Below are 23,466 nucleotides of genomic sequence, written 5' to 3'. Positions count from 1 at the left end.
ACAGCCGCCGCCGCATGCGCAATTCCGACACCCACTGGCTGGCCATCGACTGGGGCACCACCCATCGTCGCGCCTATCTGCTGGACGACGGCGGCACGGTCGTCGAGCGCCAGGCCGACGACCAGGGTCTGCTGCCCAGCCAGGGACGTTTTGCGGAATCGCTGGGCACCCTCCTCGCACACTGGCCACAACTGGGTGAGCGGCCGGACGTGCTCATGGCCGGCATGGTGGGCAGTCGCAGCGGCTGGGTGGAGGCGCCCTATCTTCCCGCGCCTGTGGCGCTGGGTGCCATCGGACAGCACCTGGTCGAGGTTCCTTTCGAGGCGGCGCGGGTGCGCATCGTGCCGGGCGTCTGCGACGACCAGGGGCCGGATGTGATGCGGGGAGAGGAAACGCAGATCCTCGGCGTGCACGCATTGGGCGGCGGCGACGGCTGCTATCTGCTGCCGGGCACCCACAGCAAATGGGTGTGGGTGGAGGACGGGCGCATCACGCGGCTGCACACGTTCATGACCGGCGAATTGTTCGCGCTGCTGCGGGGCGCCGGTACGCTGGCTGGCGTGCTGCAGGCGGCAGAAGACGCGCAGGATGCAGCGCCTGCCGAAGCCGAGGGCTTCGAAGCCGGCCTGTCGGTGGCGGCGCAGGGACATGCGCTGAGCCGCGCGTTGTTTTCGCTGCGTGCCGGTATCCTGCGCGAGCGACTGCCGGCCACGCAGGGCAAGGGCTGGCTGTCGGGCTTGCTGATCGGCAGCGAATGGCATGACCCCGAACTGCGCGCACAGCTCGCGGGTGGCCGGGTGAACATCGTGGGCGATGCGAGGCTCGCGGCCTTGCACGGACGCGCTGCCGCCCGCCTGGGTGTCGCCACCCGCGTGTTCGATCCGGACGAAGTCTTTGTCGCGGCGATGCGTGCGCTGCGCTCCCTCGCAGGTCGACTGACATGAACCCAGGCACGAGCACCACCGAGCATTTCTACCCGCTGCCCGCCGTACCGTTGATCGCCATCCTGCGGGGCCTGACGCCAGACGAAGCCGTCACGGTCGGTCAATGCCTGTTCGACGCCGGCGTCCGCGTGCTGGAGGTGCCGCTCAACCGGCCCGGCGCGCTGGCGTGCATTACCAGCCTGCGTGCCGCGCTGCCGCCCGACGTGCTGATCGGCGCCGGCACTGTGCTGTCGCCGCAGGCCGTGGCGGATGTCGCGGCGGCCGGTGGCGAACTGATCATCTCGCCGGACTGCAACCCGGAAGTCATCCGCACCACGCGCGAGCGTGGCCTGTGGTCGCTGCCCGGCGTCTCGACACCGACCGAGGCTTTCGCTGCCCTGCGTGCCGGCGCGCAGGGCATCAAGATCTTTCCGGCCGAGGCGGTACCACCCACGGTCGTGAAGGCCTGGCGTGCGGTATTGCCGGCTGCCGTACCGGTGATACCCGTGGGCGGCATCACGCCGGAGAGTCTTGCGGGCTACACGGCCGCGGGTGCCAACGGCTTCGGTATCGGCAGCCAGTTGTACGCCCCCGGGCGCGGCACGGATGAACTGGCGCAACGGGCACGCGCCTACGTCGACGCGTGGAAGGCAGTGGTGTGAACGTGCTGTTCCTGTGCAGCCAGAACCGGCTACGCAGCCCGACGGCGGAACAGCTTTTCGCCGACCATCCCGGCATCGCCTGCAGCTCGGCGGGGCTCAACCACGACGCCGTGAATCCGCTGACGCCCGAGTTGGTGGAATGGGCAGACCTGATTTTCGTGATGGAACAGGCGCACCGCCACAGGCTGTCCACCCGCTTCGGCGCACAACTGCGCGGGCAGCGCGTGGTGTGCCTGGACATCCCGGACGAGTATCCCTTCATGGCGCCGGCACTGGTCGATCTGCTGCGGCGCAAGGTCACGCCACACCTGCCGGTCGCTACCTGACGCAGCGCGTCGGGCACGGGCGCTCCGGCTTCGTACAATCCGCGCATGTCCATCGCAGCGGCACGCCCCTTCCACCATCTCCGCCAAGGCATGCGGGCGCTTGGCGGGAGCCTGCGCATGCAGGCGCGCAGGCATCCCCTGCGTTGTGCATTGGCCGGGTTGCTGGCGGGGTCGCTCCTTCTCGATCAGTTGCTTCCTCCACCGCTGCCGCGCACGGCTGCAGGGCTGGTCGTCGTGGCGCAGGACGGCACGCCGCTGCGCAGCTGGCCGGGCGTCGATGGCGTGTGGCGTTACCCGGTGAGCGCCGACCAGGTTTCCCCGCTGTACCGCGAGGCCCTGCTCGCCTACGAGGACCGCTGGTTCCGCTGGCACCCCGGCATCAACCCGCTCGCGATGACGCGCGCCGCATGGCAATGGCTGCGCCATGGCCGCATCGTGTCGGGCGGCTCCACGCTGACGATGCAGGTGGCCCGCATCATGGAACCACCGCGCGGCCGCAGCCTGTGGGGCAAGACGCGCCAGATGCTGCGTGCGCTGCAACTTGAGGCACGCTTGTCGAAGGACGAGGTCCTCGCGCTTTACCTCAACCACGCGCCGATGGGCGGCATCGTCGAGGGCGTGGAGATGGCCAGCCGCGCTTACCTGGGCAAGCCATCGTCACAGCTGTCGCATGCCGAGGCGGCGCTGCTGGTGGTGCTGCCGCAGGCCCCCTCGCGGCTGCGCCCCGACCGTGCGCCGCAGGCGGCCCAGCTCGCACGCGACAAGGTGCTGGCGCGCATGGATGCATTGGGCATCTGGCCCACCGCGGTGGTGGAGGACGCCCGCATCGAGCGCGTGGCGGCCAACCCGCTGCGCGCGCAGTGGCTGGCGCCCATCGCCGCGGAGCGCCTGCGCGGACAGGCGCGTCGTGACCTCGGCACCCGCCAGGCCCGCGGCGCCGTGGCGGTCGTGCGCTCCACGCTGGATCGCGAGATGCAGGCCACGCTGGAACGTCTGCTCGCCGATCGCGTCGGCCAGTTGCCGCCACACGTGTCGATGGCCGCGCTGGTGATGGAGAGCGACAGCCTGGCGGTGCGCGCCTACGCCGGCTCGGCAGACTTCAGCGATGCGCGTCGCTTCAACCATGTGGACATGGTGCGCGGCGTGCGCTCGCCGGGCTCCACGCTCAAGCCCTTCCTCTACGCGATGGCGCTGGACGAGGGCCTGATCCATTCGGAGAGCCTGATGTCGGATGTGCCGCAGTCCTTCAGCGGCTACGAGCCCGGCAACTTCCAGGCGGACTTTTCCGGCGCGGTGAGTGTGTCCGAATCGCTGCAGCGTTCGCTCAACGTGCCGGCGGTCGACCTGCTGGACCGCGTCGGTCCGTCGCGCTTCGCCGCGCAGTTGCGTGCCGGTGGTCTGCGCCTGCGCATGCCGCGCGGCGAATCGCCCAACCTCAGCCTCATCCTCGGCGGTGGCGGCACCACCCTGGAGGAACTGGTGGGCGCCTATCGCGCGCTGGCGGCGGGTGGACTGGCAGGACAGCCGCGGCTGACACCGGATGCACCGCGCATCGAGAGTCGCCTGATGAGCGAAGGCGCCGCGTTCATCATCCGCGACATCCTGGAAACCGGCGGGCATCCCGACCGTCCCTTCGTCGAAGCGCACAACGGACCACGCCTCGCCTGGAAGACCGGCACCAGCTTCGGCTTCCGCGACGCCTGGGCGGTGGGCGTCACAGATGCCTACACCATCGGCATATGGGTGGGCCGTCCCGACGGCACGCCCAACCCGGGCTTCTTCGGCGCCAACATCGCCGCGCCCTTGCTGAAGGACATTGCCGCGGCGCTGCCGGCGCAAACCACGCGCCGCAAACGCCCCGCCAGTGTGAAGGTGGCCCAGGTCTGCTGGCCGCTGGGCGGTGCCGCCGACGCCACGCCCGCCGCACACTGCCACCGCAGGCGCAGCGCGTGGACGCTCAACGATGCCATCCCGCCGACCTTCATCGACCGCGTGCGTGATCGCGGCCTGGTCGAGACGATCTGGCTCGACCCGCACAGCCGGTTGCGCACACTGCCGGAATGCAATCCACAGGCCCTGCCGCGCAGCATCGCCCGCTGGCCAACGCAGCTGGAACCCTGGCTGTCGCCCGGCGACCGCGTCCGTTTCAGCCCGCCGGACTGGCAGGCCGACTGCGCCGCACCGCGGCCGGGCGGCAGCCTGCGTATCGCCGGCCTGTCCGCCGGCACCACCCTGCGGCCGACGCCCGGGCGTCGCAGCGCCAGCATCACGGTGCGCAGCGTCGGCGGCAACGGGCGGCAGTACTGGCTGCTGGATGGACGCCTGACGCGCGTCGCGCCCGCCGGCAGCGCCCTGAGCTTCGAAATCGCCGAGGCCGGCGCGCACACGCTGACCGCGATGGATGCCAACGGCCAGTACGCCAGCATCGCCTTCGACCTCAAGCAATAAGCGCTGGCCACGCGCCACCCGCAGGCCACCGCTTGCCCCCGGGCCGCCCCTGGGGCGCCCGGTGGTTTACCATGAGCGCCGTTCCGCACTGTAGCGAGCCGATCTTGCAGCCTGTCACCCTCGACGCCCGCACCCGTTTCCTGCTTTTCGCCCTGCCCCTGCTGGCTTTCCTGCTGAACCTGGGCGGCGCGCCGCTGTTCGACGTGGATGAAGGCGCCTTCTCCGAAGCGACGCGGGAGATGTTCGAGCGCGGCGACTTCCTGTCCACCTGGCTCAATGGCGAGCCGCGCTTCGACAAGCCGATCCTCATCTACTGGCTGCAGGCGATCTTCGTCTTCATCCTCGGCCCCAACGAGTGGGCCTTCCGCCTGCCCTCGGCGCTGGCGGCCACCTTCTGGGCATACGCTGTCGGCCGCTTCACCGCGCCGCGCTTCGGCCGCGATGCCGCCATCATGGCCACGGCCATTGTGGCGACCTGCATCGGCACCCACATCATCGGCCGCGCCTCCACCGCCGACTCGCTGCTCAACATGTTGCTGGCGCTCGCCTTGATGGATGGATGGCGCCACCTCGAAGGCGGTGGCCGCGCACCGCTGCTGCGCAGCTACCTGTGGATCGCGCTGGGCGTGCTGACCAAGGGGCCCATCTCCCTGCTGGTACCCGGCGCCACCACCCTGCTCTACTGCCTGAGCGTGGGGCGCTGGCGTGACTGGCTGCGCAGCGTGTTCGACCCGCTGGGCTGGCTGATCCTCATCGGCGTGGCCGCGCCCTGGTACGTCGCGGCACTGGTGATCCACGGGCAGGATTTCATCGACGGCTTCTTCCTGCGCCACAACGTGCAGCGCTTCTCCGGCACGCTGGAGGGGCACTCCGGCACCCTGTTCTACTACGTGCTGATCGTGCCGGCCCTGCTGTTGCCCTGGACCAGCTTCCTCATCGCTGCGCTGACGAAACTGCGCAGCGACGTGCGTGAGCCGATGCGCCGCTTCCTGTGGATCTGGGCCGGCTTCGTGGTGGTGTTCTTCTCGCTGTCCGGCACCAAGCTGCCGCACTACGCGCTGTATGGCTGTACGCCGCTGTTCGTGCTGCTGGGCGCGCACCGCAATACCTTGCGCAATCCCTTCCTGGCCGCCCTGCCTGCCCTGCTGCTGCTGGGCGTGCTCGCGGCCCTGCCCTGGTTGCTGCAGCACTCGCTGGAGGCCGGCTGGGTGCGTGACCGCTTCTACAACATGCAGGTTGCCCGCCTCGGCGACGCGCTGCAGCCGGCCTACCTGCCGGCGCTGATCTGCGCACTGGTGCTGTCCCTTGGCGTCGCCCTGCGCCATCGCGCGCCGGCCTGGCGCCGCGTGGTGCTGATCGCCGGCGCGCAGACCGTGCTGCTGTGCCTGCTGGTCACGCCCTTCGTCGGTGACGTGCTGCAAGGCCCCACCAAGCGCGCGGCGCTGGCCGCCCGCAACCATCCGGGGCCGGCGGTGCAGTGGAATTTCCATGCGCCCAGCTTCAGCGTCTACCGCCAGCAACAGACCCCCGCCCGGCCGCCGCAGCCCGGAGACCTGGCGCTGACCCGTGCCGACCGCCTGCCGGCCGATGCCCCGGTCGACATCCTGTTCGCGGAAGGCGGCGTGCGGCTGGTGAAAGTGCGTTGAGCATGCACGACGCCACCTCCGGCCGCGCCCTGCGACAGCTCACCGTCTGGTTGCTACTGCTCACCGCCTACCGCATCTGGGTCATCCCCCACCTGGGTGTCAGCCTGTACGTCGACGAGGCGCAGTACTGGACCTGGGCGAAAGAACTCGACTGGGGCTACTACTCCAAGCCGCCCGTGGTGGCCTGGCTGATCGCCGCCAGCACCGCACTCTTCGGCGACGGCCTGATCGCCGTGAAGCTGCCCAGCCTGTTGCTGTACCCGGCGACCAGCTTCGTGCTGTTCGCGCTGGTGCGGCATCTCTATGACGCCGCGCTCGCCCTGAAGGTGGCCGTCGCCTTCTCGCTGATACCGCTGGTGTCCGCGCTCGGCCTGTTCGTGTCGACCGACGCGCCGCTGCTGTTCTGCTGGGCGGCCGCGATGCTGGCGCTGGTCCGCGCACTCGAAGACAACCGCTGGACGCACTGGCTGCTGCTGGGCGCGCTCGTCGGCATCGGCCTGATGGCGAAGTACACGATGGCGGCCTTCGGACTGTCGGCTGCGCTGTACGTGCTGATCGACGCCCGGCGCCGCCACCACCTGCTCAACCCGAAGCTGTGGGTCGCGATGTTGCTGGCCGCGGCCATCCTCGCACCCAACCTGTGGTGGAACTGGCAGAACGACTTCCCGACGCTGCGCCACACGGCCGACATCACGCACGTTGCCGGCAACGACAAGAGCGGCAACCTCGGGGAATTCCTGCTGGCCCAGGTCGGCTCGCTCGGCCCGGTATTCGCGCTGGCTTTCATCGCGTCGCTGCTGCTGGCGTGGCGCACGCGCGGCGAAGCACGCATGCAGCTGCTGCTGTGTTTCGCGTTGCCCCTGTTGCTGATCACCACCGCCCAGTCGGAACGCGCCGAGGCCAACGGCAACTGGGCCGCACCCGCGCTGGTCGGCGCGCTGATCCTCGCCACGCTGTGGCTGTCGCAGCGAAGCGCCGGCTGGTGGCGCAGTGCCATCGCCGTCAATGCCGTGCTGATGCTGGCGGTGTACCACCTGCAGGACGTCTGGCACCTGACCGGCCGCGAACTGCCCCCGCGCTGGGACCCGCTGAACCGCGGTCGCGGCTTTCCGGAACTGGCTCAACAGGTGCGCCCATTGCTCATCCAGCACCCGGACGCCTACCTGCTGGTGGATGACCGCGCCTATGCCGCGCACATGCTCTACGAGCTGCGTGACCTCAAGCCGCAACTGGCAAGCTGGAACCGTGACCCGCAGGGCCGCATCGCCAGCCACTACCAGCTGACACGTCCGCTGGACGAGCGCTACGCCGGCCGCACCGCCATCCTGGTTTCGAAGTGGGAGCCTTCTGAGATCCTCGCGGCCTTCGACGAGGCAGCCACCCCGCAGCACTGGCAGCTGGCGATCGCCGAAGGACGCAGCCGCGAAGCCTGGCTGACCGTGGTGAAGGGCTACAGAGGCCGCCCTTAGCATGTGCCCCTGGACGTGCCTCAGACGTGCCTGGGCGTGCCCTTGCGCATGCACTCGCCGCCAGCGCCTCTGGCGGCCACGCACTCACTCCTTGGGCGGCGGATTGATGTAGCGCACCGGCAGGCCGACCAGCACTGCACCGCCGACGATGTTGCCCAGCGTGCTGTACAACAAGTTGTGCGCGGCATCCCCGAAGCCCAGCGAACCGCCGCCGAGCATGCTCATCGAGAAAGTGCCCATGTTCGCGATCGAGTGCTCGAAGCCGAGGTAGAGGAAGATGAACACCACGGCGATGATGATTGCGATCTTCGCCATGTCCTCTTTCATCGCCATCGACAGGCGCACGGCCAGGCACACGATCCAGTTGGCCAGGATGCCCTTCACGAAGATGACGAATCCCGCCTGGTGCGCCTTGTGCAAGGCGCCCGTGTGCAGCAGGTGATCGGCCGGCAGCGCCAGCGATCCGGCGAAGTACAGCAGGCCGGCGACGATCAGCGCGCCAACCAGGTTGCCCAGGTAGCAGGCCGTCCACAGGAAGCTGGTCTGCGCCCAGCTGGTCTGCCCCTCCGCCGATGACATGGCGAGGTACATGTTGTTGCTGGTGAAGAGCTCCGTGTTGGAGAACACGATCATCGACAACCCGACGCCGAAGAAGGCCGAGGCCAGCACCTTGCCCCAGGGCGAGTCGTGCAGGTCGTTGCCGAGCGACCAGTACACGAAGACCACGATGGACAGGTACATGCCGGCAAGGATTGCCCTCAGCATGTAGCGGACGGGATCCTGCGCGAGCAGCGACGCCTTGCGTACGCCGGTGGCGGTGGATTTCTCGACGATGGGGCGATCGATCATGGCGGCCTCTTCCGGGATGTGCGATGACGCATTGGCGGCGTCATTCTGGCGCCATTGCAGCACGAGGCCGGCTCCCGTGGTTTGTCGCGCAGCAACAAATTCCGGCGATGCAGGCCGCCGGAAAGCGGAAGGGCCGCTTGCGCGGCCCTTTCCGGACTGGTCAGCGACGCTTCGCTCAGAGCGTGTGGCCGAGGATCAGCGCAAAGGCGGCCTGCTTGGACGGCCGCATGATGGAGTCGCGCAGCAGGCTGGACATCGGCACCTTGAGCGTCGGCGAATCGAACCAGCGCGCGTAGATGGCGTTGATCTCGCCGCTGGCATAAAGCTGCGACAAGGTGCGGTCCACCAGCGACAGCAAGGCCGCATCGCCCTTGCGGACCATGATGCCGTAGGGCTCCACGGACAGATAGCTCTCGCCGAGCCGGTAGCGTTGTGCGTCCGGGATCGTGCTCAGCATGCCCTGCAGCAGCACGTCGTCCTGCGGGAAAGCCGCCACCTGGCCGGCCTGCAGTGCCTTCAGGGCGTCGCCGTTGCTGGGGAAGCTCACCAGTTGCATGGTGCCTACCTCGGCCTCACGCAGCTGGCTGAACAGCTTCTCCGAGGTCGTGCCCTTGCTCAGCGCCACCTTCTTGCCGGCCAGCGCCTGCGGGCTGGTGAGGGCGGCATCCGAACTCAGGATCTTCATGCCGGCCACGAAGAAGGTGTAGCTGAAGTCCACCTGCTCCTGCCGCGCACGGGTGTTGGTGGTGGAGCCGCACTCCAGGTCGATGGCGCCGGCCACCAGCTTGGGAATGCGCTCAGCGCCCGCGACGGTAAGGTAGTTCACCTTCAGGTCGGGCATCTTCAGCTCACGCTTGATCGACTCCACGACGCGCTGGCACAGCTCGACGGAATAGCCCACCGGTCGCTTGTCGGCATCCAGGAAGGAGAACGGCCGCGCCGATTCCCGGTTGCCGATGGTGATGCTGCGGGTCTGGCGGATCTTCTCCAGGGTGTCAGCCGCCAGCGCAGGAGCAGCAAGAGTTGCTGCGGTAAGGGCGAGCGCCGCAAGGCGCACGGGGAGAGAAACGACTGCCATGTGATGCACTCCTGCTGGCCTTATGGGCCGTCCACAACAAAAACAGCCGCCAGGGCGGCTGCGCTACGGGTATACCCGCATTTTGTCAGACAATCGGCTTGCAGGTATGCAGGAAATGGATGGTCGGTATCTCCCGCTGAAAACAGAACGCCGGCATGCACCGGCGTCTTGTCGCCCGCATGAAAAAAGGCCGCTTGCGCGGCCTTCTTGCTGGCTGGGACGGGGCGGTATCAGTCGCCCATCGCCTTGATGTGGCCGACGACTTCCCCCGCCACCTGCTGGGCGCTGCCGTACAACAGGCGGCAGTTCTCGGCGTAGAACAGGGCGTTCTCGATGCCCGAGTAGCCCGCGCCCTTGCCGCGCTTGATGACGATGACGTTCTGGGCCTTGTCCGCGTCCAGGATCGGCATGCCGTAGATGGGGCTGCTCTTGTCGGTGCGGGCGGACGGGTTCACCACGTCGTTGGCACCGATGACGAGTGCCACGTCGGCCAGCGGGAATTCGGCGTTGATCTCTTCCAGGTCGAAGATCTTGTCGTAGGGCACGCCGGCTTCGGCCAGCAGCACGTTCATGTGGCCCGGCATGCGGCCGGCCACCGGGTGGATGGCGAACTTCACTTCCACGCCCGCCTTTTCCAGCAACTGGGCCATCTCCCACACCTTGTGCTGCGCACCGGCCACCGCCATGCCGTAGCCCGGCACGATGATGACCTTGGAGCCGTAGCGCATCATCGCGGCGGCATCCAGCGCACCCACTTCCTTCATGCTGCCTTCCACCGTCGCGCCGCCCGCCTGGGCTTCGCCACTGAGCGGCTGGAAGATGATGTTGGTGATCGGGCGGTTCATCGCCTTGGCCATCAGCTGGGTGAGCAGCGTGCCGGCCGCGCCCACCACGATGCCCGCGATGATCAGCGCCGGGTTGCCCAGCACATAGCCTTCGAAGCCCACCGCCAGACCGGTGAAGGCGTTGAACAGGGAGATCACCACCGGCATGTCGGCGCCGCCGATGGGCATGGTGATGACCACGCCCAGCACCAGCGACAGGATGAAGAAGGACAGGATCTGCACGCCGGTCATCTTGTCGGACAGCAGGACCATCGACAGGCCCACCACCAGCGTGGCGCCGGCCAGGGCGATGTTCCAGATGTTCTGCCCGGGCAGGCGGTAGGCCTTTTTCATCAGGCCCTGCAGTTTTGCGAAGGCGATGCAGGAACCGGAGAAGGACACCGCACCGATCAGCGCGCCCAGCACCGCCAGGGCGATGGTCAGCTCGCCGTGCGCTTCATGACGGACGAATTCCACCGCGGCGATGGCCGCCGCGGCGCCACCACCCATGCCGTTGTAGATGGCGACCATCTGCGGCATGTCGGTCATCTTGACGATCTTGCCGCTCCACCAGGCCACGCCACCGCCGATGGCGATGGCCGCGATCATCAGCGCGAAGTTGCCCATGCCGGGCGTCAGGAAGGTGGCGACGGTCGCCACCACCATGCCGACACCGGCCCAGATGATGCCGCGCCGCGCCGTGACCGGCGAGGACATGCTCTTGAGACCGACGATGAACAGCACCGCGGCCGCGAAATACGAGATCTGGACGATCGCGCTGGCACTCATTGATGGCCCCCTGCCTTCTTCTTGTCGGACTTGAACATCGCCAGCATGCGTTCGGTGACGACGTAACCACCCGCCGCGTTGGCGGCCCCCAGCAGCACGGCGACGAAACCGATGGCCTGCTCCAGCGGCGTCTCGGCGCGACCCAGCGCAACCATCGCGCCGACCAGCACGACACCGTGCACGAAGTTGGAGCCGCTCATCAGCGGGGTGTGGAGGATGACGGGCACCCGCGAGATCACCTCGTAACCGGTGAATGCCGCGAGCATGAATATGTAGAGCGCGGTAAAGCCTTCCATGATTTCTTGTTCTCCTCGCGTGGCTTACAGGCCCAGGGCCTTCTTGACGCCTTCGTGGCGCAGCGCCCCTTCGTGGGTGAGGCAGGCGCCGGCCAGCACCTCGTCCTCCCAGTCCAGCTTCAGCTCGCCGTCCTTGATCATCGGACCGATGAAGTTGAAGAGGTTGCGCGCGAACATGTCGGACGCGTGGGTCGCCATGCGGCTGGGCAGGTGGCTGGGGCCGACGAGGGTGGCCGGACCGACCTGCACCACGTCACCCGACACCGTGCCCTCGACGTTGCCGCCGCTCTCCGCCGCCATGTCGACGACGACCGAACCCGGCTTCATGCCGGCGACCATCGCGGCGGTGATGATGCGCGGCGCGCATTTGCCGGGAATCGCCGCCGTGGTGATGAGCACGTCGCATTGCGCCACCGCCTTGGCGAGGCGGTCTGCCTGCTGCTGCTTCTCTTCCTCGGTCAGTTCGCGGGCATAGCCGCCGCTGCCAGCCGCCGACACGCCGGTGTCGACGAACTTCGCGCCCAGCGATTCAATCTGCTCGCGCGTCTCGGGGCGCACGTCATACGCTTCCACCATCGCGCCCAGGCGCTTCGCCGTCGCGATGGCCTGCAGGCCCGCCACGCCGGCACCGATCACCAACACCTTGCTGGGACGGATGGTGCCGGCCGCGTAGGTCAGCATCGGGAAGAACTTCGGGCAGTGGCTGGCGGCGATCAGTACACACTGATAGCCGGCACAGGCCGCCTGCGAAGACAGGATGTCCATGCTCTGCGCACGCGAGATGCGCGGCAGCAGTTCCATGGCGAAAGAGGTGATGCCGCGCGACAGCAACTTCTGCACGCGATTCTCGCTCGCGTACGGCTGCAGCATGCCGAGCAGCACGCTGCCGTGTTTCATCTGGTCGATGACTTCCAGCGACGGTGCGGTCACCGTCAGCAGGATGTCGGATTGCGCCAGCACTGCCTCGGCGGTGGGCAGGGCCTGTACGTCGCCGAAGGCTGCGTCATCGATGTGGGCACGCGTGCCCGCGCCGGACTGGATCACGATGGTGGCACCCGCCTGGCGGTATTTCTTGACCACATCGGCCACCAGCGGCACGCGTCGCTCCGCCTGATCCGCCTCCTGCAACACTCCCAGTGTCAGAGCCATTTATTCGTGTTCTCCTGATGGTTTGTCACACGTTTGCCCGATGCATCATACTCAACCAGAGGATAACAGGGACGCATAGCACCATGCCGGAAACACCTGCCAACAACGAGTCGAGCCCGACGCCGACGACCGGTCCTGCCGTGCCGGAAAATACCGGCAAGGCCCCCAGGACCCGATCGCAACGGCGTGCCGCAAAGCGCCGCAGGAACTACGCCCGCAAGCTCGGACAACCGGCCGGTAGTGTGCAGCATGTGGGCGATGTGCTCATGTCGAAGATCAACATCACGCTCTTCGACTACGACGAGAAGGAACTCGAGGAAGTGTCCTTCGAGTCGATCGAAGGCTCGCGCGGCTACCACCGCCAGCACCGCATGCTGTGGCTGAACGTGCATGGCCTGCACGACACGCAGGTCATGCAGGAGATCGGCCGGCGCTTCAACCTCCACCCGCTCGTGATGGAGGACATCGCCAACACCGAGCAACGACCCAAGGTCGACGACTACGGCGACTACCTCTACATCGTGTTGCGTGCCTTCAAGTACGACGACGCGAACAGCGATGCACTGAGCCACCAGATCAGCCTGGTGCTCGGCCGTGACTTCGTGCTGAGCTTCCAGGAAGAGCCGACCGGCCTGTTCGAACCGATCCGCCAGCGCCTGCGCAAGGACAACTGCGTGCTGCGGCGCCTGGGCAGCGATGCCCTCGTGCACAACCTGATCGACGCCGTGGTGGACCCCTACTTCGTGGTGGTCGAAGCCATCGCCGACGACGTGGAGCAACTGGAAGACCTGCTGATCACCGATGCACCGGTCAATCCGCTGGAGCGCATCAACCACTTCAAGCGCGAGACCCTGGAGCTGCGCCGCGCCGCCTGGCCGACACGGGAAGTGCTCAACAGCCTGTTGCGCCACACCGGGGGATTCTTCACCGCGGAGACCCAGCTCTACCTGCGCGATGTGTACGACCACTCGGTGCATGTGATCGAACACCTGGATTCGCTGCGTGACCTGATCGGCGACCTGCTGGACATTCACCTGTCGGCGGTCAGCAACCGCCTGAACCTGGAAGTGCGGCTGCTCACGGTGGTGACCATGCTGTTCGCCCCCGCCACCCTGGTCACCGGCTTCTTCGGCATGAACTTCGAGTACCTGCCGCTGCTGAAGCACAGCAACGGCTGGATCGAGGCCTTGGCCATCATGTTCGCGCTGGCCGTCGGCATGGGGCTGGTGTTCTGGCGCAAGCGCTGGCTGGACGCCAAGCGGGCCTGAGCAACAAGGGTCCGGGCAAGCGGGCCTGAACAGCCCGCTACGCTGGACACTGCGTCGAAGCTTGCCTCAGTCGGGCAGCGCGTACAGCTGGAACACGGCGCTCATCACCCGGGTGGGCTCACCGTACGGCTGCAGCCAGTGGTTGTAGGTGGTCTGGATTTCACCGCTGCGATAGAACCGCGACAGCGCGCGGTTCACCTCGTATCGGAAGGCCGGGTCGCGGGCCATCATCAGCGCGTAGGGCTCCACCGAGAACATGTCCTGCATGAGGCTGTAGGCGCGTCCCGGTGCATCCAGCGCGGTTCCCACCAGGACGCCGCGGTCGCCGGCCAGCAGGTCGACCTTGCCGGCATCGATGGCGTTGATGCCATCGCGATAATCGGTCAGCGTCACCAGCTGGGCGTTGACGCCCACCGCGGCCAGCGCCGGGCCGATCCGGCTGGCGCCGGTGGTGCCGGCCACCACGCCGATGCGCTTGCCCTGCACATCCGTCGTCTTCGTGAGCTGGGCACCGGCCAGTGACATCAGCGACAGCCCGTCGACGAAGATCGTGTGGCTGAAATCCACCTGCGCCTCGCGCGCCAGCGTGCGGGTCGTGGTGCCGCATTCCAGATCGACGGTTCCCTTGCGCACCTGGTCCACGCGGTCCGCCGGCGTGACCGCCTGCCAACGCGTCTTCAACTGTGGCAGGCGCAAGCGCTCGGCCAGCGCCGCCGCCACCGTCTTGCACAGGTCCACCGAGTAGCCTGCCGGTTGGCCGTCCACACCCTTGAAGGAAAAAGGTCGCGCATCGCTGCGGTAACCAAGCACGACCGTGCCGGTGCGCTTGATGCGCGCCAGCGTGTCCTCGTTGGCGGGAGCGGCGCTGGCCGCTGCGCTCTGGGCCTGCCCCGGCAGCGACAGCAGGGCCATCATGATGGCCAGACCGAGGCAGATGAGGCGGAAGAACGTGGACCGTACCGGCAGCATATTCCCGCCCGCATCGCCGCCTGCATCGCCGCCCGCATCCGCCTGCTGGCGGCTGACGGTCAAGCAGCGCGGCAAGCCGTGACGGATGCCGGTCTGCGCGTGCAGGCTTGTGCCCTGCCCCTGCAGCTTGCCCCACAGATGCGCCATTGGTCCCGCGCCTGCCACCCGCGGATGACAAGACCGTTGTGCCTGCTGCGCGTCCGTCCGGCCAGCGAACGGGCAATCCCTGTGTCGAGCTTGAAGGTACATGCGTTGTCTCGTGTAGTTATCGTTCAGACCTTCGTCCGCCATCCCCGGCGGTCTCCGGCGTTTTCAGTCAGCCAGCTCGGGGCGGTCACGGAATTGTGCCAGCGCCTCCGGGTTGGCCAGTGATTCCACGTTCCTGACCGGCTGGCCATGCACCATCGCGCGCACCGCCAGTTCCACGATCTTGCCACTCTTGGTCCGCGGGATGTCCGCTACTTGCACGATCCGTGCCGGCACATGGCGCGGACTGGCGTTGTCGCGGATCACCTTGCGGATGCGCGCCTCGATTCCCTCGTCCAGTTGCAGGCCGTCGCGCAGCCGTACGAACAGTACCACCCGCACGTCATGTTCCCAGTCCTGGCCGATGACCACGGACTCCAGTACCTCGTCCAGCTTTTCCACCTGGCGATAGATCTCCGCCGTACCGATGCGTACGCCTCCCGGGTTGAGCGTGGCGTCCGAGCGGCCGTGGATGATCAGCCCGCCGTGCTCCGTTTCCTCGCACCAGTCGCCATGGCACCACACGCCGGGAAAGCGCTCGAAGTAGGCCGCACGATAGCGGGCACCATCCGGATCGTTCCAGAAACCGATCGGCATCGCCGGAAAGGGTTTCGTGCACACCAGTTCGCCCTTGCCGGCGTGCACGGGATGGCCGTCGTCGTCGAACACCTCCACCGCCATGCCCAGCCCCTTGGCCTGGATCTCGCCACGCCACACCGGCCCGGCCGGATTGCCGAGCACGAAGCAGGACACGATGTCGGTACCACCGGAAATCGACGACAGGCAGACGTTGGGCTTGACGTCGCGATACACGTAGTCGAAGCCTTCGTGCGACAGCGGACTGCCTGTCGACAGGATGCCACGCAGGGCACTCAGCACGTGCGTCTCCACCGGCCGGTGGCCCAGCTTGTGGGCCGCATCGATGAACTTGGCCGATGTTCCGAAGTGGGTGAACTGCTCGTCGCGGCAGTAGTCCCACAGCACCTGGCCGTGATGACCGGCGAAGGGCGAGCCGTCGTAGAGCATCAGCGTCGCACCGCTGGAAAGACTGGAAGCGAGCCAGTTCCACATCATCCAGCCGCAGGTGGTGTAGTAGAAAAGCCGGTCGCCGGCCTGCACGTCGGCATGCAGTTGCAGTTCCTTGATGTGCTGCAACAAGGTGCCGCCGGCGCTATGCACAATGCACTTGGGCACTCCGGTGGTGCCGGACGAATACAGGATGTACAGCGGATGGCCGAAGGGCAACGGGGTGAAGTCGATGCGCACCGCGTCATGGCAGGGCTCGACGAAATCTCCCCACATCTTCGCGGCACGGATGCCGCGCAGGTCGTGCTGCGCATGGATGTAAGGCACCACGACCACCTCGCGCACGCTCGGCAGGCCATCGACGATTTCCGCCAGCCGCGACAGCGCATCGATGCGCTTGTCGGCGTACAGCGCGCCATCGGCCGCGATCAGGACCACCGGCTCGATCTGCCCGAAGCGGTCCAGCACGCCCTGCACGCCGAAGTCCGGCGAGGCCGAGGAGAAGATGGCGCCGATGGCGGCCGAGGCCAGCATCGCGATGACCGTCTCCGGCATGTTGGGCATGTAGGCAGCCACCCGGTCGCCCGGCTTCACGCCAGCATCACGCAGGGCCGCGGCCAGGCGCGCGACCTCGCGGTGCAGCTCGGCATAGCTCAGGCGACGGCGTACTTCCAGTTCGCCCCGGAAGACGATGGCCTCGCGATCGGGCGTTTCGTTGCAGAAGCGCAGCAGGTTTTCCGCGAAGTTCAGGCGCGCATCCGGAAACCACTGCGCGCCCGGCATGCGCCCGACATCGACCAGCACGCGCGCGCCCGGCTCGCCCACCACGCCGGCGAAGTCCCACAGGGCGCGCCAGAACAGCGGCGCATTGTCGACCGACCAGCGATGCAGGGCCGCGTAGTCCGGCAGGTGCACGCCGTGACGCCCGGCCAGTTGCCGCTGGAAGGCGGCAAGCCGGGTACGTGCTATCCAGGCGGCATCAGGCTGCCACAGCGGCCGGTCGTGCATGCAATTCCTCTGGCTGAAGTTCCATGGGCGCCTCGCAGGTCGCGACACCGCAGCTCCATACAGAGTAGACCCCGGCGGGGCTTGCCTCGGCCATCAGGGATGTCACTAGGCTTGACCTTCTGGCGCCTGGCCGGTCGCCTGCACCGGCCCTGCCCCACCCAGTTATAGCCGCATGACGCACGGTCTCCCGCGACCTGCGCTAAATTACGCCCGCCCGATACAAGGAGAGATGCAACGTGGAACGCGAATCGATGGAGTTTGACCTGCTGATCGTCGGCGGTGGTCCGGCCGGCCTGGCAGCGGCGATCCGCGCGAAGCAACTGGCCGCCCGCGACAATCGCGAAATCAGCGTCTGCCTCATCGAGAAAGGCAGCGAGATCGGCGCCCACATCCTCTCCGGCGCGGTCTTCGATCCACGCGCTCTCGACGAACTGCTGCCCGACTGGAAGAGCCTGGGCGCGCCCATGGACACGCCGGTCACCGAGGACCGCTTCTACTTCCTGGGCAAGGACGGCGGCCAGCGCGTGCCCACGGCCCTGCTGCCGGATGTCTTCCACAACGAAGGCAACTACATCATCAGCCTCGGGCAGTTCTGCCGCTGGCTGGGCGAACAGGCCGAGGCGCTGGGCGTGGAGATCTACCCGGGCTTCGCCGGCGCCGAGGTGCTTTACGAAGAGAGTGAGCTCGGTGGCCGCGTGGTCGGCGTCGCCACCGGCGACATGGGCCGCCTGCACGACGGCAGCGAGGGTCCGCAGTTCCAGCCGGGCATGGCCCTGCTGGCCAAGTACACGCTGTTCGCCGAAGGCTGCCGCGGCAGCCTGGGCAAGCAACTGGAAGCCCGCTTCAACCTGCGTGGCGGAAGCGACCCGCAAACCTACGGACTCGGCGTCAAGGAATTGTGGGAGGTGCCGGATGCCGTGCACCAGCCCGGGCTGGTGATGCACACCGCCGGCTGGCCGCTGCCCGCCGACACCTACGGCGGCAGCTTCATCTACCACCTGGACAAGAACCTGGTGGCCATCGGCTACGTGATGGGGCTGGACTACCAGAACCCCTACCTGTCGCCGTTCGAGGAATTCCAGCGTTTCAAGCAGCACCCGCTGGTGCGCCCGATGCTGGCGGCCGGCAAGCGCATCGGCTACGGCGCCCGTGCGCTGACCGCGGGCGGCCTGCAATCCCTGCCCAGGCTGGTGTTCCCCGGCGGCGCGCTGATCGGCGACAACGCCGGCTTCCTCAATGCCGCCCGCATCAAGGGCAGCCACACCGCGATGAAGAGCGGCATGCTGGCGGCCGAAGCCATCCACGACGCGCTGATTGCCAACCGCCGCGGCGACACGCTGGACGCCTATCCGGAAGCCTTCCGCCAGAGCTGGCTGCACGAGGAGCTGTACCGCGCGCGCAACTTCAAGCCCTACATGAAGCGCGGCCTGTGGCTGGGCAGCCTGCTGTTCGGCATCGACCAGAAACTGCTGGGTGGCAAGGCGCCGTGGACCCTGCCCAACCAGGCCGATCACACCCGCCTGCGCCCAGCCGCCGAATTCGCCCCCATCGACTACCCGAAGCCGGATGGCGTGGTGAGTTTCGATCGCCTCTCCTCGGTCTTCCTCAGCAACACCAACCATGCCGAGGACGAACCCTGCCACCTGGTGCTGCGCGATCCGGCCAAGGCCATCACGCTGAACCTGGCGGTCTACGACTCCCCGGAGCAGCGCTACTGCCCGGCCGGCGTATACGAGATCGTGCGGGAGAACGATCAGCCCCGCCTGCAGATCAACGCGCAGAACTGCGTCCACTGCAAGACCTGCGACATCAAGGACCCGTCGCAAAACATCGACTGGCTGGTGCCGCAGGGCGGCGAAGGACCGATCTACGGACAGATGTAAGAGGCATTGGACGCAATGCCTGTCGGAATTCCGCAACGCCATAGGCCGGATGCATAGCCAAAGGTCCGGGGATATGGCGGAGGCAAGGCGGCAGGATTAGAGTGGGCGCAGCCACGTGGGAGCCCACCGATGACTCACCCGCCGTCAGCAGCGCCGCACCGCCGCAGCTACCCGCTGCACATCCACATCTCCACGCTGTTTCTGGTGCTGGTGCTGGCGATCGGCATCGTCCTCAGCATCCTCAACTACCAGCGCAGCTCGGAGATCGTCTCCCAGGCGACCGACGATCTCTTCGTGCGTATCGCCCGCGAGACGGTGAGCGAGCTGGAGAAGCTGATCCGGCCTGCGGATACGGCCACCCGCCTGCTGGCGCAGCAACGCGCCGTCCGCGCCACGAACCTGAACGACCGCCTGGACAGCCTGGGCTACTACGTCACCGCGCTGCAGGCCAACCCGAGCATCGTCAGCTTCTACGCCGGCTACGAGGACGGTGACTTCTTCCTCGTCCGACGCATCAACAGCGAGGCCGAACAACGCACGCTGCAGGCTCCGCCCGGCACCGCCTACGTGGTGCAGAGCATCGAGCGGGATGCCGTCCGCCCCGCCACCGCGGAGTACCTCTACTACGACAGTGCGCTGAACCTGCTGGGGCGGCAGCCCAGGCCCGAGTACCTGTCCTACGACCCACGCCAGCGCGGCTGGTACGCGCTTGCCGCCCAGGCCCCGGACGTACGCCGTACCGATCCGTACGTCTTCTTCACCACCGGCAAGGTCGGTATCACCCTGACCCAGCGTTCGCCGAGCGGCCCCGCCACCGTCGGCAGCGACATCCAGCTCGACGCGCTGGCCGAGCTGCTGCAACGCCAGCGGGTGACACCCGCTTCCGAGGTCGTCATCTTCGACAACGCAGGCCGCGTCGTGGGCTACCACGACGAGGAACGCACGGTGCGCCGCGACCCCGGCACGCCCACGCCCAGGCTGTCGACCGTTACCGAGCTGGACGCGCCCGCCCTGTCCCACCTGGTCGCATCGGTCCGCAGCAGTCCTGCGGGCGGCAAGCTGGAATTCGACACCGCGGATGGCCGGTCCTGGCATTCGACGGTCAACCTGCTGCAGGAGCAGAACGACCAGAAGCTCTACCTCGGCCTGGCCGTCCCGGAGAACGAGCTGCTTGCCGAAGTGCGGGAGGCGCGGCGACGTTCCCTGATCCTGTTCGGCGGCCTCGTGCTGCTGTCCATTCCGCTCACCATCTTCAGCGCCCGCCTCATCGCGCGACCGCTGGAACGGCTGGCCGACGAGGCGGAGGCGGTGCGTCATTTCGACTTCAGCAAGCCGGCCAACGTGTCCTCCATCGTCAAAGAGGTGGCAGACCTGGCCGACACGATGGATGGCATGAAGGCCACGATCCGGCGCTTTCTCGACATCACCACCACCGTCGCCGCGGAAGACGACTTCAGCCGCCTGCTGCCGCGCCTGCTCGACGAAACCGCCAGCGCAGCCAAGGCGCACAGCGGCGTGCTGTACCTGGCCACCGACAACGGCGCCTTGCTGACACCGGCCGCCCTGCGCCTGCGCGCGCGTTGCCAGGCAGTTGCCGAACCGGTGGCGCAGGCACTGGGCAATGCGCCGGGCGTGCTGCGCGAGGTCATCTCCACCATCAACGCGCGCGCCATTGCCGGCCGCATCGACGACGCCGAGGCCGAACTCTTCGGCCTGCCGGCGCTCGGCCTGGAGCTGCATGCGGAGCGGCCGGTGATCGCCGTGGCCCTGTACAACCGCAAGCATCAACTGGTGGGCGCCATGCTGCTCTTCGGCGCCGAGGAAGTGGAGAGTGATCGGCTCAGCTTCATCACCGCGCTGTCCGGCAGCGCGGCCGTGTCGCTGGAGTCACGCGAACTGATCAACGCGCAGAAGGAACTGTTCGAAGCCTTCATCCGCCTGATGGCCAGCGCCATCGACGCCAAGAGCCCCTACACCGGTGGCCACTGCGCGCGGGTGCCGGAGCTGACGAAGATGCTGGTGCGCGCCGCCTGCGACACGACCACCGGCCCGTACAAGGATTTCCAGCTCACCCCGGACGAATGGGAGGCCGTGCACGTCGCGGGCTGGCTGCACGATTGCGGCAAGGTCACCACGCCGGAATACGTGGTGGACAAGGCCACCAAGCTGGAGACGATCTACGACCGCATCCATGAAGTGCGCATGCGCTTCGAAGTCCTCAAGCGCGACGCCGAAATCGGCAACCTGCGCAAGCTGCTGGCTGGCGGCGACCCGGCCACCTGCGCCACCGAGCTGGACGCCGCCCTGCGCACGCTGGACGATGAGTTCGCCTTCGTCGCCACCTGCAACGAAGGGGGCGAATTCATGGCACCGGAGAAGGTGGAACGCCTCAGGCAGATTGCCGCCCGCACCTGGCAGCGCACCCTCGACGACCGCATCGGCATTGCGCACGAGGAACGCACCCGCAAGGAGGATTCACCCGCCGTACCACTGCCCGCCACCGAGGCCCTGCTGGCGGACAAACCCGAGCACCGCATCGAGCGCCGCGAGGCCGAGCGCTTCGGCCCGGGCAATCCCTGGGGGTTCAGGCTGGACACGCCGGAACTGCTGTACAACCGCGGCGAGCTGTACAACCTGTCGGTCGGACGCGGCACCCTGTCGGCAGAGGAGCGCTACAAGATCAACGACCACATCACGCAGACCATCATCATGCTCAGCGCCCTGCCCTTCCCCAAGCACCTGCAGAGCGTGCCGGAGCTGGCCGGGGGACACCACGAGAAGATGGACGGCACGGGCTACCCGAAGCGCCTGACGCGGGACCAGATGAGCCCGGTGGCGAGAATGATGGCGATTGCCGACATCTTCGAGGCGCTTACCGCGGCGGACCGGCCGTACAAGAAGGGCAAGACCCTGTCGGAATCGCTGAAGATCATGAGCTTCATGCGCCGCGACCAGCACATCGACCCGGAACTGTTCGAGCTGTTCCTGCGCAGCGGCGTGCACCGCAGCTATGCCGAACGCTACATGCGGCCGGAGCAGATCGACGAGGTGGACATCAACGCCTACCTGTAGCAAGGCCCACGCAAGGCCACCGGAAACACCCGCCGGAAAGACCCGCCGGAAAGACAAAGGGCGCCCGACGGGCGCCTTTGTCTTTCCGGCGTCGGAGGTCAGTCGATGACCAGCGGCGGAAAGGACTTCACCAGATCGTCCAGCGCCTTGATCTGTGCGAGGAAGGGTTCCAGCTTGTCCAGCGGCAGCGCGCTGGGACCGTCGCACTTGGCCTTGGCGGGGTCCGGATGCGCCTCCAGGAACAGGCCGGCAAGGCCCAGGCCCATGCCGGCGCGCGCCAGCTCGGTCACCTGGTCACGGCGGCCGCCGGACGCAGCGGCGCCGGATTCGCGCTGCTGCAGCGCATGCGTCACGTCGAAGATCACCGGCAGGTTGCCGCTCACCTTCTTCATGACGCTGAAGCCCAGCATGTCGACGACGAGGTTGTCGTAGCCGAAGCACGAGCCGCGGTCGCACAGGATCAGTTTGTCGTTGCCGGCTTCCTTGAATTTCTCAACGATGTTGCCGACCTGCGAGGGGCTCAGGAACTGCGGCTTCTTGATGTTGATGACGCGACCGGTCTCGGCCAGCGCCACCACCAGATCGGTCTGGCGCGCCAGGAAGGCGGGCAGCTGCAGTATGTCGACCACCTCGGCCACCTGCTTCGCCTGCCAGGGTTCGTGAACATCCGTGATGACGGGGACGCCGAAGGCCGCCTTCACCGCCTCGAAGATCTTCATCCCCTCCTCCAGCCCCGGGCCGCGATAGGAATGGATGGAGGAACGGTTGGCCTTGTCGAAGCTCGCCTTGAAGACATAGGGAATGCCCAGCTTCTGCGTGACCTTCACGTAGGCCTCGGCCGCCTGCAGCGCGAGGTCGCGCGACTCGAGCACGTTGATCCCGCCAAACAGCACGAAGGGTTTCTGGTTGTCGACCTGGATGCCAGGCTGGATGGTGATGGTAGTCAAGGCGTTTTCCGTTGGTTCAGATGGGTTGTCCTGCCGCCCCGGGCGGGCCGGCGGCAGTTGCGTGGTGGCGTGAGCATAGCCGACCGGCGGCTTCGTTTAGCGTGCGCTGCCCGACCCGGCATGCGGCCCGGCGTGCAAATTCGCCGCTGTGGCTCAGGCGGCAGGCTGCGCTGGCAGGCTCTTGAACATGCAGGCGTAGCTGGCCTCGTTGTGAGGCCCCGCGCCAAGCAGGCTGTCAATGCCGGTACGGAATTCGTCCCGGCTGATCTTGCCGGAATACAGCCGCGAGAGGTTGTCGAAGAAGATCAGGTAGTTCGACTCGGAACTCGCGCCGCGGGTCAGCCAGCGACCGATGTCCTCGTTGCCGATCCGCAGGTTGGGACAGCTCTTCGGCAACTGGTCGACGTAGGCGTTGAAGCCGGTCGCCTTGATGTTGCTCCAGCTCTCCGACGCACAGCCGCCCAGGCTGGCCGCCATGGCCAGCAGGACGCCAACAGCGGACAAGCGGCCCACGGGCCTGGCACACGTTCTGGTCGTCATTGCGGCTCCTCGTCAATCGCACCGGCGGCAATCATCCCGCGCGCCCTA

The 23,466-nt window shown here is 67.3% G+C and carries 18 protein-coding genes; 9 read left to right on the top strand and 9 right to left on the bottom strand.

The features are described 5' to 3' along the window. Nucleotides 1–14 precede the first annotated feature (14 nt). The 6 genes from VVD47_RS01475 to VVD47_RS01450 all read left to right on the top strand — a co-directional run bounded on the left by VVD47_RS01475 (nucleotide 15) and on the right by VVD47_RS01450 (nucleotide 7,474). On the top strand, nucleotides 15–944 hold the full coding sequence (locus VVD47_RS01475) for a 2-dehydro-3-deoxygalactonokinase (protein ID WP_327601628.1): 930 nt from the start codon (nucleotides 15–17) through the stop codon (nucleotides 942–944). After that, entirely contained in the window at nucleotides 941–1,585 is a 645-nt protein-coding gene (locus VVD47_RS01470) for a 2-dehydro-3-deoxy-6-phosphogalactonate aldolase (RefSeq protein ID WP_327601627.1), read from the top strand. Before VVD47_RS01475 ends, VVD47_RS01470 begins: the two co-directional genes overlap by 4 nt. Then, complete coding sequence (locus VVD47_RS01465) at nucleotides 1,582–1,911, top strand: low molecular weight protein tyrosine phosphatase family protein (protein ID WP_327601626.1); 330 nt, start codon at nucleotides 1,582–1,584, stop codon at nucleotides 1,909–1,911. Before VVD47_RS01470 ends, VVD47_RS01465 begins: the two co-directional genes overlap by 4 nt. Nucleotides 1,912–2,028: 117 nt before the next feature. Beyond that, nucleotides 2,029–4,359 (top strand): penicillin-binding protein 1C, encoded by a 2,331-nt coding sequence (gene pbpC, locus VVD47_RS01460; protein WP_327601625.1) that lies wholly within the window; start codon nucleotides 2,029–2,031, stop codon nucleotides 4,357–4,359. Between the two features lie 104 nt (nucleotides 4,360–4,463). Continuing rightward, nucleotides 4,464–6,005, top strand: a complete 1,542-nt coding sequence (locus VVD47_RS01455; protein WP_327601624.1) for an ArnT family glycosyltransferase — start codon at nucleotides 4,464–4,466, stop codon at nucleotides 6,003–6,005. 2 nt (nucleotides 6,006–6,007) lie between these two features. Then, nucleotides 6,008–7,474, top strand: a complete 1,467-nt coding sequence (locus tag VVD47_RS01450; protein ID WP_327601623.1) for a glycosyltransferase family 39 protein — start codon at nucleotides 6,008–6,010, stop codon at nucleotides 7,472–7,474. Nucleotides 7,475–7,558: 84 nt separating this feature from the next. Here VVD47_RS01450 and VVD47_RS01445 read toward each other — a convergent pair whose 3' ends face one another. From VVD47_RS01445 to VVD47_RS01425, 5 genes are all read right to left on the bottom strand, one after another. Then, entirely contained in the window at nucleotides 7,559–8,386 is an 828-nt protein-coding gene (locus tag VVD47_RS01445; RefSeq protein WP_327601622.1) for a formate/nitrite transporter family protein, read from the bottom strand. 112 nt (nucleotides 8,387–8,498) lie between these two features. Further along, entirely contained in the window at nucleotides 8,499–9,401 is a 903-nt protein-coding gene (locus VVD47_RS01440) for an amino acid ABC transporter substrate-binding protein (RefSeq protein ID WP_327601621.1), read from the bottom strand. A 230-nt stretch (nucleotides 9,402–9,631) separates the two neighbouring features. Further along, on the bottom strand, nucleotides 9,632–11,014 hold the full coding sequence (locus tag VVD47_RS01435; protein ID WP_327601620.1) for an NAD(P)(+) transhydrogenase (Re/Si-specific) subunit beta: 1,383 nt from the start codon (nucleotides 11,012–11,014) through the stop codon (nucleotides 9,632–9,634). Then, the gene (locus VVD47_RS01430; RefSeq protein WP_327601619.1) at nucleotides 11,011–11,310 is read right to left on the bottom strand and encodes an NAD(P) transhydrogenase subunit alpha; all 300 of its coding nucleotides are present in this window, start codon (nucleotides 11,308–11,310) and stop codon (nucleotides 11,011–11,013) included. The genes VVD47_RS01435 and VVD47_RS01430 overlap by 4 nt, the downstream gene beginning before the upstream one ends. Before the next feature lie 24 nt (nucleotides 11,311–11,334). Further along, nucleotides 11,335–12,459 (bottom strand): NAD(P) transhydrogenase subunit alpha, encoded by a 1,125-nt coding sequence (locus VVD47_RS01425; protein WP_327601618.1) that lies wholly within the window; start codon nucleotides 12,457–12,459, stop codon nucleotides 11,335–11,337. A 266-nt stretch (nucleotides 12,460–12,725) separates the two neighbouring features. Between VVD47_RS01425 and corA the strand changes: the two genes are divergently transcribed. After that, on the top strand, nucleotides 12,726–13,727 hold the full coding sequence (corA, locus tag VVD47_RS01420) for a magnesium/cobalt transporter CorA (protein WP_327601617.1): 1,002 nt from the start codon (nucleotides 12,726–12,728) through the stop codon (nucleotides 13,725–13,727). A 66-nt stretch (nucleotides 13,728–13,793) separates the two neighbouring features. Here corA and VVD47_RS01415 read toward each other — a convergent pair whose 3' ends face one another. Then, nucleotides 13,794–14,843: an amino acid ABC transporter substrate-binding protein gene (locus VVD47_RS01415; RefSeq protein WP_327601616.1), complete on the bottom strand. Its 1,050-nt coding sequence runs from the start codon at nucleotides 14,841–14,843 to the stop codon at nucleotides 13,794–13,796. A 165-nt stretch (nucleotides 14,844–15,008) separates the two neighbouring features. Further along, nucleotides 15,009–16,976 (bottom strand): acetoacetate--CoA ligase, encoded by a 1,968-nt coding sequence (locus VVD47_RS01410; RefSeq protein ID WP_327601615.1) that lies wholly within the window; start codon nucleotides 16,974–16,976, stop codon nucleotides 15,009–15,011. A 236-nt stretch (nucleotides 16,977–17,212) separates the two neighbouring features. Between VVD47_RS01410 and VVD47_RS01405 the strand changes: the two genes are divergently transcribed. Beyond that, on the top strand, nucleotides 17,213–18,859 hold the full coding sequence (locus VVD47_RS01405) for an electron transfer flavoprotein-ubiquinone oxidoreductase (RefSeq protein WP_327601614.1): 1,647 nt from the start codon (nucleotides 17,213–17,215) through the stop codon (nucleotides 18,857–18,859). Nucleotides 18,860–18,988: 129 nt separating this feature from the next. Continuing rightward, on the top strand, nucleotides 18,989–21,931 hold the full coding sequence (locus VVD47_RS01400; protein WP_327601613.1) for an HD domain-containing phosphohydrolase: 2,943 nt from the start codon (nucleotides 18,989–18,991) through the stop codon (nucleotides 21,929–21,931). A gap of 98 nt (nucleotides 21,932–22,029) precedes the next feature. Here the strand turns inward: VVD47_RS01400 and kdsA are convergent, their stop codons facing one another. Both kdsA and VVD47_RS01390 read right to left on the bottom strand, forming a co-directional pair. Further along, nucleotides 22,030–22,878 (bottom strand): 3-deoxy-8-phosphooctulonate synthase, encoded by an 849-nt coding sequence (kdsA, locus tag VVD47_RS01395; protein ID WP_327601612.1) that lies wholly within the window; start codon nucleotides 22,876–22,878, stop codon nucleotides 22,030–22,032. A gap of 153 nt (nucleotides 22,879–23,031) precedes the next feature. Further along, complete coding sequence (locus tag VVD47_RS01390; protein WP_327601611.1) at nucleotides 23,032–23,418, bottom strand: hypothetical protein; 387 nt, start codon at nucleotides 23,416–23,418, stop codon at nucleotides 23,032–23,034. Nucleotides 23,419–23,466: the final 48 nt, after the last annotated feature.

Source organism: Uliginosibacterium sp. H1, assembly GCF_036017065.1.
Lineage (GTDB): Bacteria > Pseudomonadota > Gammaproteobacteria > Burkholderiales > Rhodocyclaceae > Uliginosibacterium.
The sequence above is the reverse complement of the archived record's forward strand: the minus strand, read 5'-3'. Positions and strand labels throughout refer to the sequence as shown.

Bases quoted from the DNA above. Each gene is read 5' to 3' on its own strand.
- VVD47_RS01475 (WP_327601628.1), top strand. From the start codon at position 15: ATGCGCAATTCCGACACCCACTGGCTGGCCATCGACTGGGGCACCACC.
- VVD47_RS01470 (WP_327601627.1), top strand. From the start codon at position 941: ATGAACCCAGGCACGAGCACCACCGAGCATTTCTACCCGCTGCCCGCC.
- pbpC (WP_327601625.1), top strand. From the start codon at position 2,029: ATGCAGGCGCGCAGGCATCCCCTGCGTTGTGCATTGGCCGGGTTGCTG.
- VVD47_RS01450 (WP_327601623.1), top strand. From the start codon at position 6,008: ATGCACGACGCCACCTCCGGCCGCGCCCTGCGACAGCTCACCGTCTGG.
- VVD47_RS01440 (WP_327601621.1), bottom strand. From the start codon at position 9,401: ATGGCAGTCGTTTCTCTCCCCGTGCGCCTTGCGGCGCTCGCCCTTACC.
- VVD47_RS01435 (WP_327601620.1), bottom strand. From the start codon at position 11,014: ATGAGTGCCAGCGCGATCGTCCAGATCTCGTATTTCGCGGCCGCGGTG.
- VVD47_RS01430 (WP_327601619.1), bottom strand. From the start codon at position 11,310: ATGGAAGGCTTTACCGCGCTCTACATATTCATGCTCGCGGCATTCACC.
- VVD47_RS01425 (WP_327601618.1), bottom strand. From the start codon at position 12,459: ATGGCTCTGACACTGGGAGTGTTGCAGGAGGCGGATCAGGCGGAGCGA.
- corA (WP_327601617.1), top strand. From the start codon at position 12,726: ATGTCGAAGATCAACATCACGCTCTTCGACTACGACGAGAAGGAACTC.
- VVD47_RS01415 (WP_327601616.1), bottom strand. From the start codon at position 14,843: ATGGCGCATCTGTGGGGCAAGCTGCAGGGGCAGGGCACAAGCCTGCAC.
- VVD47_RS01410 (WP_327601615.1), bottom strand. From the start codon at position 16,976: ATGCACGACCGGCCGCTGTGGCAGCCTGATGCCGCCTGGATAGCACGT.
- VVD47_RS01400 (WP_327601613.1), top strand. From the start codon at position 18,989: ATGACTCACCCGCCGTCAGCAGCGCCGCACCGCCGCAGCTACCCGCTG.
- VVD47_RS01390 (WP_327601611.1), bottom strand. From the start codon at position 23,418: ATGACGACCAGAACGTGTGCCAGGCCCGTGGGCCGCTTGTCCGCTGTT.